General features: G+C 67.5%; 10 protein-coding genes. 4 read left to right on the forward strand and 6 right to left on the reverse strand.

Annotated elements, in window-relative coordinates; all coding sequences use genetic code 11:
- Both ASD35_RS16825 and ASD35_RS16830 read left to right on the forward strand, forming a co-directional pair.
- A complete protein-coding gene (locus tag ASD35_RS16825) occupies positions 1-2,877 on the forward strand; it encodes a TIM-barrel domain-containing protein (RefSeq protein ID WP_056876145.1) in 2,877 nt (958 codons plus the stop codon).
- Between the two features lie 324 nt (positions 2,878-3,201).
- Complete coding sequence (locus ASD35_RS16830; protein WP_056876114.1) at positions 3,202-4,971, forward strand: GDSL-type esterase/lipase family protein; 1,770 nt, start codon at positions 3,202-3,204, stop codon at positions 4,969-4,971.
- Between the two features lie 83 nt (positions 4,972-5,054).
- Here the strand turns inward: ASD35_RS16830 and ugpQ are convergent, their stop codons facing one another.
- Genes ugpQ through ugpB form a run of 5 tightly spaced genes read right to left on the reverse strand, consistent with a single transcriptional unit; the run spans position 5,055 to position 9,883 of the window.
- Positions 5,055-5,792: a glycerophosphodiester phosphodiesterase gene (ugpQ, locus tag ASD35_RS16835; RefSeq protein ID WP_056876115.1), complete on the reverse strand. Its 738-nt coding sequence runs from the start codon at positions 5,790-5,792 to the stop codon at positions 5,055-5,057.
- The gene (locus tag ASD35_RS16840; protein ID WP_056876116.1) at positions 5,789-6,844 is read right to left on the reverse strand and encodes a sn-glycerol-3-phosphate import ATP-binding protein UgpC; all 1,056 of its coding nucleotides are present in this window, start codon (positions 6,842-6,844) and stop codon (positions 5,789-5,791) included. The genes ugpQ and ASD35_RS16840 overlap by 4 nt, the downstream gene beginning before the upstream one ends.
- Positions 6,845-7,693 (reverse strand): sn-glycerol-3-phosphate ABC transporter permease UgpE, encoded by an 849-nt coding sequence (gene ugpE, locus ASD35_RS16845; protein ID WP_056876117.1) that lies wholly within the window; start codon positions 7,691-7,693, stop codon positions 6,845-6,847. It lies immediately after the preceding gene.
- Positions 7,693-8,580, reverse strand: coding sequence for a sn-glycerol-3-phosphate ABC transporter permease UgpA (gene ugpA / locus ASD35_RS16850; RefSeq protein WP_056876118.1), 888 nt, complete (start codon positions 8,578-8,580; stop codon positions 7,693-7,695). Before ugpA ends, ugpE begins: the two co-directional genes overlap by 1 nt.
- 10 nt (positions 8,581-8,590) lie before the next feature.
- Entirely contained in the window at positions 8,591-9,883 is a 1,293-nt protein-coding gene (gene ugpB / locus ASD35_RS16855; protein ID WP_056876119.1) for a sn-glycerol-3-phosphate ABC transporter substrate-binding protein UgpB, read from the reverse strand.
- A gap of 234 nt (positions 9,884-10,117) precedes the next feature.
- Here ugpB and ASD35_RS16860 point away from each other — a divergent pair, with 234 nt between their 5' ends.
- On the forward strand, positions 10,118-13,975 hold the full coding sequence (locus ASD35_RS16860; protein ID WP_056876120.1) for a DUF3683 domain-containing protein: 3,858 nt from the start codon (positions 10,118-10,120) through the stop codon (positions 13,973-13,975).
- Positions 13,976-13,977: 2 nt separating this feature from the next.
- Positions 13,978-14,415, forward strand: a complete 438-nt coding sequence (locus ASD35_RS16865) for an HIT family protein (RefSeq protein WP_056876121.1) — start codon at positions 13,978-13,980, stop codon at positions 14,413-14,415.
- Here the strand turns inward: ASD35_RS16865 and ASD35_RS16870 are convergent.
- Positions 14,405-14,908 carry a hypothetical protein gene (locus tag ASD35_RS16870; RefSeq protein ID WP_056876122.1) on the reverse strand — a complete coding sequence of 168 codons (504 nt, stop codon included), beginning with the start codon at positions 14,906-14,908 and terminating at the stop codon, positions 14,405-14,407. The genes ASD35_RS16865 and ASD35_RS16870 overlap by 11 nt on opposite strands.
- Between the last annotated feature and the right edge of the window lie 42 nt (positions 14,909-14,950).

Consider the following 14,950-nt stretch of genomic DNA (forward strand, 5'->3'; position numbering starts at 1 on the left):
ATGACCCGACCCCTCTCGCTTTCCCTGCTGGCCGTCACGGTGCTGGCGACCACGGCAGCCTTCGCCGGCAGCTTCCAGCAAACGCCCACCGGCGTGCTGGTCAGGCCCGATATGGGCAGCGTGAAGGAACTCCGCCTGAACGCCATCACCGAGTCCATCATCCAGGTCGTCGGCGTCGACGATCCCGCGCGGCCGCAGATGGCGTCGCTGATGGCCGTCGCGACGCCGAGCGGCCGCTTCACGGTGAAGGCCGGGCCCGACGCCGTGACGCTCGACGCCGGCAAGGCGTCGGCCAAGGTGTCGTTGATGGACGGGCGGGTCACGTTCTTCGACGCCAAGGGTGCCGCCGTGCTGACGACGGACCGGGCGGACATCCAGCCGGTCATCGTCGAGGGGCAGCCCTATGTCGCCCCCTCCATCCAGTTCAACCGGGGCACGACCGAGGCTTTCTACGGCCTGGGCCAGCACCAGAACGCCCAGATGGACCTGAACGGCGAGGACGTCGAGCTGCGGCAGCGCAACATGGACGTCGCCATCCCGTTCATCGTGTCCGACAGGAACTACGGCGTGCTCTGGGACAACAACGCCGTGACCCGCTTCGGCAACCCGCGGCGCTTCGGGCTGGCCAGCCGCGACCTGAAGCTCACCGCGTTGGACGGCGCCAGCGGCCTGACCGCCAGCTACTACGTCGACGACCGGCTGATCCTGACCCGCGTGGAGCCCGACATCCGCTATCAGTTCCTCAGCGATGTCGCCAGGCTCTGGCCGTCCGACCCCGCGTTGAGCCGCGCCGCCACCCGCGGCAAGAAGGTCAAGGTCGTCTGGGAGGGCACGGCCGCGTCCGACCAGCCAGGGCTGCACAAGATGCGTCTGTTCGCGTCCGACTACGTGACGCTGAAGGTCGACGGCAAGACCGTGTTCGACCACGGCATCTGGCGCATGGGCTGGAACGGCTGGTACAACAATTTCGAGCAGCGGTTCACCCCGGGCAAGCCGGTCAGGCTGCATGTCGAATGGCTGCGCACCAGCGGCCTGATCTCGCTGCATCACGCCGACCCCGAGCCGGCCGCCGACAAGCACTCGCTGCGCTTCGCGTCCGAGGCCGGCACCGGCCTCAACTACTACTTCATCGGCGCCGATTCCATGCAAGGCGTCATACGCGGCTATCACCACGTCACCGGCATCCCGCCGATGATGCCGAAGTGGGCCTACGGCTTCTGGCAATCACGGCAGCGCTACCGCACGCAGGCGGAGCTGCTCGACGTGCTCAAGACCTACCGCGCCAATCGCTGGCCCATCGACGCCATCGTGCAGGACTGGTTCTACTGGCCGGAGGACCAATGGGGCAGCCACAGCTTCGATGCGGCGCGCTTCCCCGACCCCAAGGGCATGGTCGACGAGGTGCATCGCCAGCACGCGCGCATCATGATTTCGATCTGGGGCAAGTTCTACGCCAACACCGCCCACTACAAGGAGCTGGACGCCAAGGGCTACATGTGGCGCCGCAATGTGGAGCTGGGCATGAAGGACTGGGTGGGCGCCGGCCACCTGAACAGCCACTACTCGCCCTACAACCAGGAGGCGCGCGACATCTACTACCGGCAGATGAAGAAGCCGCTGGTCGACCTCGGCTTCGACGCCTGGTGGATGGACAACACCGAGCCGGACGTGCGCTCCAACACCAGCCCCGAGGAATTCGCCGAGCTGATCACGCCGACGCAGATGGGCCCGGGGGCGCTGGTCACCAACGCCTACGCCACCATGAGCACCCAGGCCGTGCACGACGGCCTGATGCGGGACCGGCCGGACGCCCGGCATTTCATCCTGACCCGATCCGCCTTCGCGGGCGTGCAGCGCAATGCGGCGGCCTTGTGGTCGGGCGACGTCGTCGGCACCTGGGACAGCCTGCACAAGCAGATCTCGGCCGGCGTGCAGGCCGGCTTCTCCGGCGTGCCCAACTGGACCCACGACATCGGCGGCTACTCGCAGGAAGGCCGGTTCCAGGACCGCTCGGTCGGCGGGCTGCAGGAGAACCGCGTGGCAGGCGGCGTCCGCACCGAGGCGGACCTGAAGGAATGGCAGGAGCTGAACCAGCGCTGGTGGCAGTTCGGCGCCTTCTCCCCGCTGATGCGCAGCCACGGCGAGGGGGTCAAGCGCGAGATCCACGAAATCTCGCCCGAAGGGTCCGCCATGCGGGCCAACATGGTGTGGTTCCTGGAACTGCGCTACCGGCTAATGCCCTACATCTACACCGCCGCCGCGGACAGCCACTTCGAGGGCGCGCCCATCATGCGCGGCCTGGCCCTGGACTTCCCGGCCGACGCGACGGCCAAGCGGGTCGCCGACCAGTACCTGTTCGGCCCTTCCATCCTGGTGGCGCCGGTGACGCGCCATGGCGCCACCTCGCGCACGGTCTACTTTCCTGGCGCGGCCACTTGGTATAACGCCTGGACGGGTGAAGCGGTCAAGGGCGGCGAGGCGCGAACGGTGGCCGCGCCGCTGGACCAGATGCCCATGTTCGTCAGGGCGGGCGCCATCCTCCCGATGGGGCCGGTCACGCAGTACGTGGACGAGAAGCCCGACGCGCCGCTCACGCTCAACGTCCATACCGGCGCGGATGGGCACTACAGCCTCTACGAAGACGACGGCGTTTCGAATGCGTACCGGACGGGCCGGTACACGCGCATCCCCTTCGCCTATGACGACAAGCGCGGCGAGCTCGCCATCGGGCCGCGCGCTGGCAGCTACGCGGGCATGGTGCGCAGCAGGCGCTTCCACGTCCGTTTCATCAAGCCCGGCGACCGAGCCATCGACTTCGATGCCCAGGGGATTGCGGTGGCCTATACGGGCGAGCGGATCGTCGTCAAGGCGCCGTGAGCTGCGACCGCTACTGGAAGCTGCGGTCGGTCAGCGGCCCTTCAAAGCGTTAAAAAATCCTCACTTCCAACCAACTTGGTCTTACCGAAATGAATTTGGTCATACCACATTGATCATTTCTACGGGGTGCCTCCTATCCTGGGCCAGCCGAACGCGCACGCAGACGGAGCGTCGGTCGTCAAGGGCAGGATCCCAAAGGCAGCGTGCTGCCTAGAAAAAAGGTTCGGAGACATGACTCGCAGTAATCGTTCGGCCAGGGCTTTCGCGCCCCGGCGACTCCTTCGTTACGTCCTGATGGGGATGGCCTGTTGCGGCGCCTCTGCCATGGCGGGCACCGGCAACGGCGACCTGACGGACACCAACATCAACTACGTCGGGCGCTGGGACAAAGGCAACAGCGCGACCTATCGCAGCTATTGGAACGGCTCGTACCTGTCCACCAAGTTCACCGGCACGACGGTGAAGGTGAAGCTGGCCGAGAAGACGGTCTTCATGGCCATCATCGACGGGGTGCCCACCACCCACTGGGACAGGATCGGCACCGTCGACCTCACGCCCACGCCCCTGGCGAACGGGACGCACACGCTGAAGATCATCTCCAAGTACGAGAAGACCGAGTTGCCGTTCCAAGGCCTGGTGCTGGACGCGGGCGCATCCACGGTGCGGCCCGACCCCCTTCCGGTGGTGGAATTCATTGGCGACTCCATCACCTCCGGCGTGACGACGACCGACGTGGCAGTCTCGGACTACGCTTGGTTGACCGGCGAAAGAATGGGCGCCGACCACACCCAGATCTCCTATCCCGGAATCACCCTGTCCGACGGCTACCACTACTCGGACAACACCTTCCCGGGGATGGAGTCGCTGTACTTCAAGCTGTGGCAGGCCAACCGGTGCCCCGACGTAGCCTGCACCGGCAACCCGGCCTGGAACTTCGCCAACTACGCGGTCAAGCTGGTCGTCGTGAACCTCGGCACCAACGACGCCTTCAACTCGGTGCCTTCGGCCACGTTCCAGAGCCGCTACACCACCTTCCTGCAGAACATCCGGGCCAAGTTCCCCAACGCGGACATCTTCGCGCTGCGCACCTTCGGCGGCTATTACCAGACGGAGACGCAGGCGGTGGTGAATGCGCGCATCAGCGCGGGCGATGCCAAAGTGCACTACGTGGATACCACCGGCTGGTTGGATTCATCCACGGGGTCCACCGACTTCACCGATGGGGTTCACCCCGGTGACGCCGGCCACGTCAAGGTCAGCAACCGGCTGTTGCCCATCCTGCTGCCCTATCTCGGCAACGTGACGCGCAACGACACGCAGTTCAGCTACGACACCACCGCCAACTGGCCCAGCGGCGGGCAGAACGGTGCCTACCTGAACGACAACCACTGGTCCAGTGTCCCCAACGCCTATTACCAAGTGCCGTTCACCGGCACGCAGGTCAAGCTGTACGGCGGGCAGGCGCCGGCGCACGGCATTGCGGCCGTGTCCATCGACGGTGGCGCCGAGACCCTGGTCGACGCCTACTCGGCCACCCGCAAGGACGACGTGCTGCTGTGGAGCAGCCCGGTGCTTTCCGCCGGCAGTCACACGCTGAAGGTACGCACCACCGGTGCCAAGAACGCCAGCGCCACGGGTACCTACGTCGTGGGGGACCGGGTCGACGTCATCGACGGCGGTGTGAACCTGCTGAGCAATGCCGGCTTCGAGGGCGGGCTGAGTGGCTGGAGCACGTGGTCGCAGGGCGGCGCGGTGTCCAGCGCCACGACGCAGCCCAACTCCGGCTCGTCGCACCTGGTGCACAACGGCACGGGCGCGTACCAGGCTTACACCGCCCAGACCCTCACTGGCCTGCCCAACGGGTCTTACACCGTGAAGGCCTGGGTGCGGGGCACGGCCGGCCACCAGCTCTACGTGAAGGGCTTCGGCGGCAGCCAGGTGTCTGTCACCTCGGTGGCTTCGAACGTCTACACGCAGCTGACCATCAGCAACATCAACGTCAGCAACGGCAGCGCCGAGATCGGCTTCTGGACGAGCGTCGGGTCCGGCACCGGCTGGCTCCACGTGGACGACATGACCTTCTACAAGCAATAGGCCAGGGAGGCGGCCCCGGCACGCGTTGCGCGTGTCGGGCCCGCCCATCCGGACGCCGCGCTGCTCGCCGGCGTCGAGAGAATTCAGCGTCCGGGCCCCAGTTGATCGACCGCGTCCGTGATGATCCCGTCGATACCGTCTTCGATCAGCCGCCTGGCGACGGGCGCATCGTTGACCGTGTAGACCAGCGCCCGCCAGCCCTGCGCATGCAGCCGCTCAATCAGCGCCGCGTCCATCAGCCGCCAGTTCGTGATGACGGCGACGACGCCCAGCGCCTGGGCCGCCTCGGGCCAGCCGTCCCACAGCTCGTCCAGCAGCAGCGCGCGGGGCAGGGCGGGTTCGGCGTCGCGCGCGGCGGCCAGCGCCTCGGGCTTGAAGCTGCTCAGCAGCGGCGGCACCGCGCCGGCCCACAGCCTGGCGGCCTCGCGGGCGACGGCGGCGCCGGTGCGGGCCTCCTCGCCGGGGCAGGGCTTGATCTCGATGTTCAGCGCGCAGCCATTGGCCTGGCAAAAGGCGGCGATCTGCTCAAAGCGCGGCAACGGCTCCGCCGCGAAGGGCGGGCTGTGCCAGCTGCCGGCGTCGAGCCTCGACAGCGCTGCCCAGTCCTGTTCGGCCGGCGAGCCCTGGCCGCTGGTCGTGCGGTCCAGCGTGTCGTCGTGCAGCAGGAAGGCCTGGCCGTCGCGGCTCAGCTTGACGTCGCACTCAAAGGCGCGAAAGCCGAAGCCGGCGCCCATGCGGAAGGCGGCCAGCGTGTTCTCCGGCGCCAGCTTGCCGGCGCCGCGGTGCGCCAGCCACAGCGGGTAGGGCCAGGGCTTGTTCACAGCCGCAGCCCCGTCTGGGCGTCGAAGCGGTGCAGGTGCAGGGGGTTGAAGGCCAGGTGCAGCCAGTCGCCGGCCTGGGGCGAGGGCAGCGTGGCGTCCAGCCGCAGCGTGAAGGGCGTGGCGGCGCCCAGCTTGCCGTAGACCAGGCGCTCGGCGCCCAGCATCTCGATCATCTCGACGCGCAGCGGCCAGCCCCGCTCGGCCAGTTGGGCGTGCTCGGGGCGCAGGCCCAGCGTGAGCTCGCCCTCCACGCCTGGCGGCACGTCGAGCGCCGCGCCGTCGATGTGGAACTGCCCGCCCTGCTGGCGGCCCGGCAGCAGGTTCATGGCCGGCGATCCGATGAAGCTGGCGACGAAGGTCGAGGCCGGCTGGCCGTAGACCTCTTCGGGCGTGCCGATCTGCTCGATGCGGCCGCCGTTCATGACGATGATGCGCTGGGCCAGCGTCATGGCCTCGACCTGGTCGTGGGTGACGAACAGCGACGTGACGCCCAGCTCGCGGTGCAACTTCTGGATCTCGAGCCGCGTCTGCACGCGCAGCTTGGCGTCGAGGTTGGACAGCGGCTCGTCGAACAGGAACACCTGCGGGTCGCGCACGATGGCGCGGCCCATGGCCACGCGCTGGCGCTGGCCGCCGGAGAGCTCGCGCGGCTTGCGGGCCAGCAGATGGCCCAGCTCCAAGATCTTCGCGGCGCGCTGCACGCGCGCGTCGATCTCGGCCTTGGGCATCTTGCGCAGCTTCAGGCCGTAGGCCATGTTCTCGGCCACGCTCATGTGCGGGTAGAGCGCGTAGTTCTGGAACACCATGGCGATGTCGCGGTCGGCCGGCTCGATGTCGTTGACGACGCGCGGGCCGATGGCGATCTCGCCCTCGCTGACCTCCTCCAGCCCGGCCACCATGCGCAGCAGCGTGGACTTGCCGCAGCCCGACGGGCCCACGATGACGACGAACTCGCCGTCGTGCACCTCGGCGTCCACGCCGTGGATCACCTGCACAGCCTTGGCGCCGTGGCCGTAGCGTTTGACGAGTTTGCGGATGGAAATGGCAGCCATTTATTTCTCGGTATCGACCAGGCCCTTGACGAACCAGCGCTGCATCAGGATGACGACCAGCGCCGGCGGCAGCATGGCGAGCAGGGCCGTGGCCATGACGATGTTCCAGTCGTTGGCCGCCTCGCCGCCGCTGATCATGCGTTTGATGCCGATGACCACGGGGTACATGGACTCGTCGGTGGTGACCAGCAGCGGCCAGAGGTACTGGTTCCAGCCGTAGATGAACTGGATGACGAAGAGGGCGGCGATGCTGGTGCGGGACAGCGGCAGCAGCACGTCCCTGAAGAAGCGCAGCGGCGACGCGCCGTCGATGCGCGAGGCCTCCACCAGCTCGTCCGGCACGGTCAGGAAGAACTGGCGTAACAGGAAGGTGGCCGTGGCCGAGGCGATCAGCGGCACGGTCAGGCCGGCGTAGCTGTTGAGCATGTGCAGGTCGGCCACCACCTGGTAGGTGGGCCCGATGCGCACCTCCACCGGCAGCATCAACGTCACGAAGATGGCCCAGAAGAAGACCTGCCGCAGCGGGAAGCGGAAGTAGACGATGGCAAAGGCCGACAGCAGCGAGATGGCGATCTTGCCGACCGCGATGACCATGGCCGTCACGAAGCTCACCCACATCATGCGGGCCACCGGCGCGCTGGAGCCCGCACCCGCGCCACCGCCCAGCGCGGTGGTCACGTTGTCGATGAAGTGGCCACCCGGCAGCAGCGGCATGGGTGCATGCACGATGGCCTCGGCCGTCTGCGTGGCGGCGACGAAGGTCACGTAGAGCGGGAAGGCCACCACCGCCACGCCCAGCAGCAGGATGGCGTGGGCCAGCCAGTCCAGCCAGGGCTTTCTCTCGACCATCAGTACTGCACCTTTTTCTCGACAAAGCGGAACTGCAGCACCGTCAGGCTGACCACGATGACCATCAGCACCACGCTCTGTGCGGCCGAGCCGCCCAGGTCCAGGCTCTTGAAACCGTCGTGGTAGACCTTGTAGACCAGGATGGCCGTCTCCTTGCCCGGGCCGCCCTGCGTGGCCGCATCGACGATGCCGAAGGTGTCGAAGAAGGCGTAGACGATGTTGATGACCAGCAGGAAGAAGCTGGTCGGCGACAGCAGCGGGAAGGTCACGTCCCAGAAGCGCCGCCAGGGGCTGGCGCCGTCGATCGCCGCGGCTTCGATGAGCGAGCGCGGGATGGACTGCAGCCCGGCCAGGAAGAACAGGAAGTTGTAGGAGATCTGCTTCCACACGGCGGCCAGCACGATCAGCGCCATCGCGTGGTCGGCGTCGAGCAGGTGGTTCCAGTCGAAGCCCAGCGCGCGCAGGCCGTAGGCCACGATGCCGATGGACGGCGCGAACATGAACAGCCACAGCACGCCGGCGATGGCCGGCGCCACTGCGTAAGGCCAGATCAGCAGCGTCTTGTAGACGCCCGCGCCGCGCGCGACGCGATTGGCCATGACGGCCAGCAGCAGCGAGACCGACAGGCCGAGGCCCGCCACCAGCAGCGAGAACAGGGCGGTGGTCTTGAACGAGTCGAGGTAGCTCGTGTCGGCGAGCAGGGCCTGGAAGTTGGCCAGCCCCACCCATTCGGTGGAGAGGCCGAAGGCGTCCTGCTGCTGGAACGACTGCAGCAGTGCCTGCGCCGCGGGCCAGAAGAAGAACACGCCGATGACGGCGGCCTGCGGCGCCAGCAGCAGCCAGGGCAGCCAGCGGGAGCGGAAGACGACGCGCTTTTCCTGGGCCATGCCAACCGCTTCAGAGCTTTGCGGTCTTGGCGAACTTATCGAGCTGCTCGTTGCCGCGCTTGATGGCCGCGTCTATGCCTTCCTTGGCGGTCTTCTTGCCGGCCCAGACCAGCTCGAACTCCTCGTCGACGATGGTGCGGATCTGCGGGTGGTTGCCCAGGCGTACGCCGCGCGACTTGTCGGTGGTCTTGCGGATCATCTGGTTCACGGACACGTCGGTGCCGGGGTTGGCCTTGTAGAAACCGCTGGCCTCGGTGGTGGTGAAGGCCGCCTTGGTGACGGGCAGGTAGCCGGTGCGCTTGTGGCTTTCGGAGGCCACGTCGGCCCGCGCCAGGTACTCGAAGAACTTGGCCACGCCCTTGTACTCGGCCGGTTTCTTGCCCGCCATGACCCACAGGCTCGCGCCGCCGATGATGGTGTTCTGCGGCGCGCCGGGCACGTCGGGGTAGTAGGGCAGGGTGCCGATGCCGAAGGCGAACTTGGCGTTCTTCTTGACGTCGCCGTAGATGCTGGACGAGGCGGTGGTCATGGCGCACTCGCCCGAGACGAAGGTGGCGTCCGACGCGTTGCCGCGGCCCTTGTAGACGAACAGGCCCTGCTTGGCCATGTTGGCCAGGTTCTCGATGTGGCGCAGGTGCAGCGGGGTGTTGAAGGCCAGCCGCGCGTCCAGGCCGCCGAAGCCGTTGTTCTTGGTGGCGAATTCGACGTTGTGCCAGGCCGAGAAGCTCTCCAGCTGCGTCCAGCTCATCCAGGACGTGGTGAGCGGGCATTTGCTGCCGTTGGCCTTGAGCTTGGCGGCGGCCGAGGCCACCTCGGGCCAGCTGGTGGGCGGCTTGTCGACGCCGGCGGCCTTCAGCGCGTCCTTGTTGTAGAAGAAGACGGTGGTGGAGCTGTTGAAGGGGAAGCTCAGCATCTGGCCATTGGGGGCCGTGTAGTAGCTGGCCACCGCGGGGACGTAGGCGGCGGGGTCGAAGGCGACGCCGGCCTCCTTCATGATGTCGGCCACCGGCTTGATGGCGGCCTTGCTGGCCATCATCGTGGCGGTGCCGACCTCGAAGACCTGCAGGATGTGCGGCGCCTGGCCGGCGCGGAAGGCGGCGATGGCCGCCGGCATGGATTCCTCATAGGTGCCCTTGAAGGTGGGCACGACCTTGTAGTCCTTCTGGCTGGCGTTGAAGTCCCGGGCCAGGTCGTTGACCCATTCGCCCCGCGCCCCGCCCATGGCGTGCCACCAATGGATCTCGGTCTGGGCCTGGACTTGGGCGGCCAGCACCAGGGTCGCGGCAAGGGCGAACGATTTCATTCAGCGTCTCCGTGAGGTGTTTTGCGGGCCAGCATAGCGCCGCTTGATGAGCCACGAATGGCGGGCAAATACGGTGGCGCCCAGGGGGAACGCCCCCTCGGTTAGGATTCCCGACCCTGCCGCAAGGGGCTGTGGCCACAAGCCGGGCGTCCTTGCCCGCCGCGCTGCCAGACCCGCGCCGCTGCCCGTCCGACCCGGCCTGCCAAGGCCTCTTTTCCGGTCACGCCGGTTGCCATGAACGCTCCGCATCCCCTGATGCCCACCGCTGAAGCGGCCGAGAGCGCAGCCCCCCGGTTGCGCGAGATCCCCTACAACTACACGTCGTTCTCCGACCGCGAGATCGTCATCCGTCTGCTGGGCTCCCGGGCGTGGGAGCTGCTGGACCAGTTGCGGCTGGAGCGCCGCACGGGCCGGTCCGCGCGCATGTTGTACGAGGTGCTGGGCGACATCTGGGTGGTGCAGCGCAACCCCTACCTGCAGGACGACCTGCTGGACAACCCGCGGCGCCGGGACCTCCTCATCGAGGCCTTGCACCACCGCCTCGCCGAGGTGGAGAAGCGCCGCGACGCGGCCGCCGACGCGCAGCGCGACGCGGCCGTGGGCGAGCTGCTGAAGGCGGCCCGTGCGGCGGTGGCCGAGTTCGCGACGATGTTCGAACGCGTGGCGGTGCTGCGCAAGCGCGCCTCCAAGACGCTGGCCCGCCACACGGCCAAGGACAACATCAAGTTCGACGGCCTGTCGCGCGTGTCGCACGTGACCGACGCGACCGACTGGCGCGTCGAGTACCCCTTCGTCGTGCTCACGCCCGACACCGAGGCCGAGATGGCCGGGCTGGTCGGCGCCTGCTTCGAGCTGGGCCTGACCGTCATCCCGCGTGGCGGCGGCACCGGCTACACGGGCGGAGCGATCCCGCTGGTGTGGAACAGCGCCGTCATCAACACCGAGAAGCTCGAGGCCCTGCGCGGCGTCGAGATGCTGCAACTGCCGGGCCTGGACCGCGAGGTGCCCACCATCTTCAGCGAGGCCGGTGTCGTCACGCAGCGCGTGGCCGACCTGGCCGAGGCCAACGGCTTCGTCTTCGCGGTGGACCCGACGAGCGCCGAGGCCAGCTGCATCGGCGGCAACGTGGCGATGAACGCCGGCGGCAAGAAGGCCGTGCTGTGGGGCACGGCGCTGGACAACCTGGCCAGCTGGAGGATGGTGACGCCCGAGGCCAAGTGGCTGGAGGTCGTGCGCCTGAACCACAACCTCGGCAAGATCCATGACGTGGAGGTGGCGAGCTTCGAGCTGCGCTACTTCGACGCGACCGGCAAGACGCTGGAGAAGACCGAGCGCCTCGACATCCCCGGCCGCGTGTTCCGCAAGGAGGGCCTGGGCAAGGACGTGACGGACAAGTTCCTCGCCGGCCTGCCGGGCATCCAGAAGGAAGGCTGCGACGGCCTCATCACGAGCGCACGCTGGATCGTGCATCGCATGCCGGCGCATGTGCGCACGGTCTGCCTGGAGTTCTTCGGCAACCCCAAGGACTGCGTGCCCAGCATCGTCGACATCAAGGACTACATGTTCAGGGTCGCCGACTCCGGCGTGCTGCTGGCGGGCCTGGAGCACCTGGACGACCGCTACCTGAAGGCGGTCGGCTACGCCACCAAGAGCAAGCGCGGCGGCCTGCCGAAGATGGTGCTGGTGGGCGACATCGTCGGCGACGATGCCGACGCGGTGGCGCGGGCAACGTCTGAAGTCGTGCGCCTGGCCAACGGCCGCTCGGGCGAGGGCTTCATCGCCGTCAGCGCCGATGCGCGCAAGAAGTTCTGGCTGGACCGCAAGCGCACCGCGGCCATCAGCAAGCACACGAACGCGTTCAAGGTGAACGAGGACGTCGTCATCCCGCTGAACCGCATGGGCGAGTACACGCTGGGCATCGAGCGCATCAACATCGAGCTGTCGCTGCGCAACAAGCTGGAGCTGGTGACTGCGCTGACGGGCCTGTTCACCGCCGGCAAGCTGCCGCTGGGCAAGGATGACGACGCCCGCGAGATCCCCAGCGCCGAGTTGCTGGAGGACCGCGTGCAGCAGGCTCTCGCCTTGCTGCGCGACGTGGGCGCGCTGTGGCAGCAATGGCTGGACGGCCTCGACAGCCTTGGCTTCTTCGAGCCGCTGCAGACGCATGAGCTGCGCGCCTCCTGGAAGACGCAGATCCTCAAGCCGCTGCAGGGCATCTTCAACGGCGTGGCCTTCGAGCCGCTGCTGGCCGAGTGCAAGCGCATCCACAAGGAGGTGCTGCGCGGCCGCGTGTGGGTGGCCCTGCACATGCACGCCGGCGACGGCAACGTGCACACCAACATCCCCGTCAACAGCGACAACTACGCGATGCTGCAGACGGCCCATGTGGCCGTGGCGCGCATCATGCAGCTGGCGCGTTCGCTGGACGGCGTCATCTCGGGCGAGCACGGCATCGGCATCACGAAGCTGGAGTTCCTGACCGACGACGAACTGGCCAACTTCACGGCGTACAAGAAGCGCGTCGACCCGGAAGGCCGCTTCAACAAGGGCAAACTGTTGCGCGATGCCGCGATGCCGGCCGACCTGCGCAACGCCTACACGCCGTCTTTCGGCCTGATGGGGCATGAGTCGCTGATCATGCAGCAGAGCGACATCGGCGCCATCAGCGACTCCATCAAGGACTGCCTGCGCTGCGGCAAGTGCAAGCCGGTCTGCGCCACGCACGTGCCGCGCGCCAACCTGCTCTACAGCCCGCGCAACAAGATCCTCGCCACGTCGCTGCTGGTCGAGGCCTTCCTCTACGAGGAGCAGACGCGCCGCGGCGTGTCGATCAAGCACTGGGAGGAGTTCGAGGACGTGGCCGACCACTGCACGGTCTGCCACAAGTGCGAGAAGCCGTGCCCGGTCAACATCGACTTCGGCGATGTGACGATGAACATGCGCAACCTGCTGCGCAAGATGGGCAAGAAGAGCTTCCGGCCCGGCAATGCGGCGGCGATGTTCATGCTGAACGCGACCAACCCGCAGACCATCAAGTTCGCCCGCACGGCCATGGTGGACATCGGCTTCAAGGCGCAGCGCTTTGCGGTGGACCTGTTCAAGCCCGCCGGCCGCAAGCAGACGAGCGCGCCGCCATCCACGCACAACCTGGGTCCGGTGAAGGAACAGGTCATCCACTTCATCAACAAGAAGCTGCCCGGCGGCCTGCCCAAGAAGACGGCACGCGCGCTGCTGGACATCGAGGACAAGGACTACGTGCCCATCATCCGCCCGCCGGCCACGGCGAGCGAGACGGAGGCGGTGTTCTATTTCCCGGGCTGCGGCTCCGAGCGGCTGTTCAGCCAGGTGGGCCTGGCCACGCAGGCCATGCTGTGGCATGCCGGCGTGCAGACGGTGCTGCCGCCCGGGTATCTCTGCTGCGGCTATCCGCAGCGCGGCTCGGGCCAGTTCGACAAGGCCGAGAAGATGATCACCGACAACCGCGTGCTCTTCCACCGCGTCGCCAACACGCTGAACTACCTCGACATCAAGACCGTGGTGGTGTCATGCGGCACCTGCTACGACCAGCTGCAGGGCTACAAGTTCGAGGACATCTTCCCGGGCTGCCGCATCATCGACATCCACGAGTACCTGCTGGAGAAGGGCATCACGCTCGGCTCCAAGACCAGCTACCTGTACCACGACCCCTGCCATTCGCCGATGAAGCTGCAGGAGCCGATGAAGACGGTGAAGGCGCTGGTGGGCGAGAACGTCGTCAAGAACGAGCGCTGCTGTGGCGAGAGCGGCACGCTGGGCGTGACGCGGCCCGACATCTCCACGCAGGTGCGCTTCCGCAAGGAAGAGGAGCTGCGCAAGACGGAGGTGCAGCTGCGCGAATCGGGCAAGGTCGGTGCGAACGACAACCTGAAGATCCTGACCTCCTGCCCCAGCTGCCTGCAAGGCCTGAGCCGCTACGGGGACGACCTGCAGAACGGCCTGCTCGAAGCCGACTACATCGTGGTCGAGATGGCACGCCAGATCCTGGGCGAGAACTGGATGCCGGAGTACGTGGCCAAGGCCAACAACGGCGGCATCGAGCGGGTGCTGGTGTGAGCTTGGGCTGCCCGCTGTGCGACACCGATGGCGGTCTCGTCGTCGCGCACACGCCGCGGTTTCGCGTCGTGCGGGTGGTCGACGGCGACGAAGCGCGGCGTTTTCCGGCGTTCTACCGGCTCATCTGGGCCGAGCATGTCACCGAGTTCAGCGACCTCGCGGTCACCGATCGTCACGCCTGCATGGACGCTGTCACCGAGATCGAGCGCGTTCTAAGGTCTTTGCTGGCGCCGACCAAGGTCAACCTGGCCACCTTGGGCAATGTGGTGCCGCATCTGCACTGGCATGTGATCGCGCGCTTCGACTGGGACAGCCACTTCCCCGCGCCGGTCTGGGCTGCCGCGCAGCGCGATGAATGGCCCGGCGGCGCCGCCGCGCGGCTGGCACAGCCGCTGCCGTCGGTGGACGCCGCCATGGCCCGCGCGCTGGCTACTTGCTGAGCAGGGCGACGCGCACGCGGTTCGGCGCGGCGCCGGCCATCTGCGTGGCGCCGGGGCGGTTGGGGTCGACGAAATCGACGCTGAAGCGATAGATCTGCGCCGCCGCAGTTGACGTGCCAGCGCCGCAGTCGAGGCGGTTGACCGCGTTGCGCACGCTGCGGGCGATCTTGTGCGAGATGCCTTTGGCGTTCACCGCGTTGACCTCGCCGTTCTCGACGACGAACTGCACCTTGACCTCGCCGTAGCGGCCTTCGTCTTCCCAGATGCGGCTGAGCGCGCTCTGCAGCTGGCCGTCGAGGTCGGCGCAGGCTGCATGCACGTCGTAGCGCGCCGGCGCCTCGATGACGCGGCCGCTGACCTCGACACGTTCGAGGTCGGCCGGTTCGGCGAAGGCGGGGCCGGCGGCGAGCGCCAGCGTGATGGCGCAGGCCATGCCGGCGAACAGGCTGTTGAGGACGGGCGTGCGTTGGGCGATCGAGTAGCGGTTGGGCATGACAAGCTCCTGTGGGTCTGGGGGACGGAGACGCGAAAGGCG

Origin of the sequence: Pelomonas sp. Root1444 (assembly GCF_001426885.1) — a bacterium.
Taxonomy (GTDB): Bacteria; Pseudomonadota; Gammaproteobacteria; order Burkholderiales; family Burkholderiaceae_C; genus Pelomonas.

Coding starts and splice junctions, on each gene's coding strand:
- ASD35_RS16825 (WP_056876145.1), top strand. CDS start 1: ATGACCCGACCCCTCTCGCTTTCCCTGCTGGCCGTCACGGTGCTGGCG.
- ASD35_RS16830 (WP_056876114.1), top strand. CDS start 3,202: ATGGCGGGCACCGGCAACGGCGACCTGACGGACACCAACATCAACTAC.
- ASD35_RS16840 (WP_056876116.1), bottom strand. CDS start 6,844: ATGGCTGCCATTTCCATCCGCAAACTCGTCAAACGCTACGGCCACGGC.
- ugpE (WP_056876117.1), bottom strand. CDS start 7,693: ATGGTCGAGAGAAAGCCCTGGCTGGACTGGCTGGCCCACGCCATCCTG.
- ugpA (WP_056876118.1), bottom strand. CDS start 8,580: ATGGCCCAGGAAAAGCGCGTCGTCTTCCGCTCCCGCTGGCTGCCCTGG.
- ugpB (WP_056876119.1), bottom strand. CDS start 9,883: ATGAAATCGTTCGCCCTTGCCGCGACCCTGGTGCTGGCCGCCCAAGTC.
- ASD35_RS16860 (WP_056876120.1), top strand. CDS start 10,118: ATGAACGCTCCGCATCCCCTGATGCCCACCGCTGAAGCGGCCGAGAGC.
- ASD35_RS16870 (WP_056876122.1), bottom strand. CDS start 14,908: ATGCCCAACCGCTACTCGATCGCCCAACGCACGCCCGTCCTCAACAGC.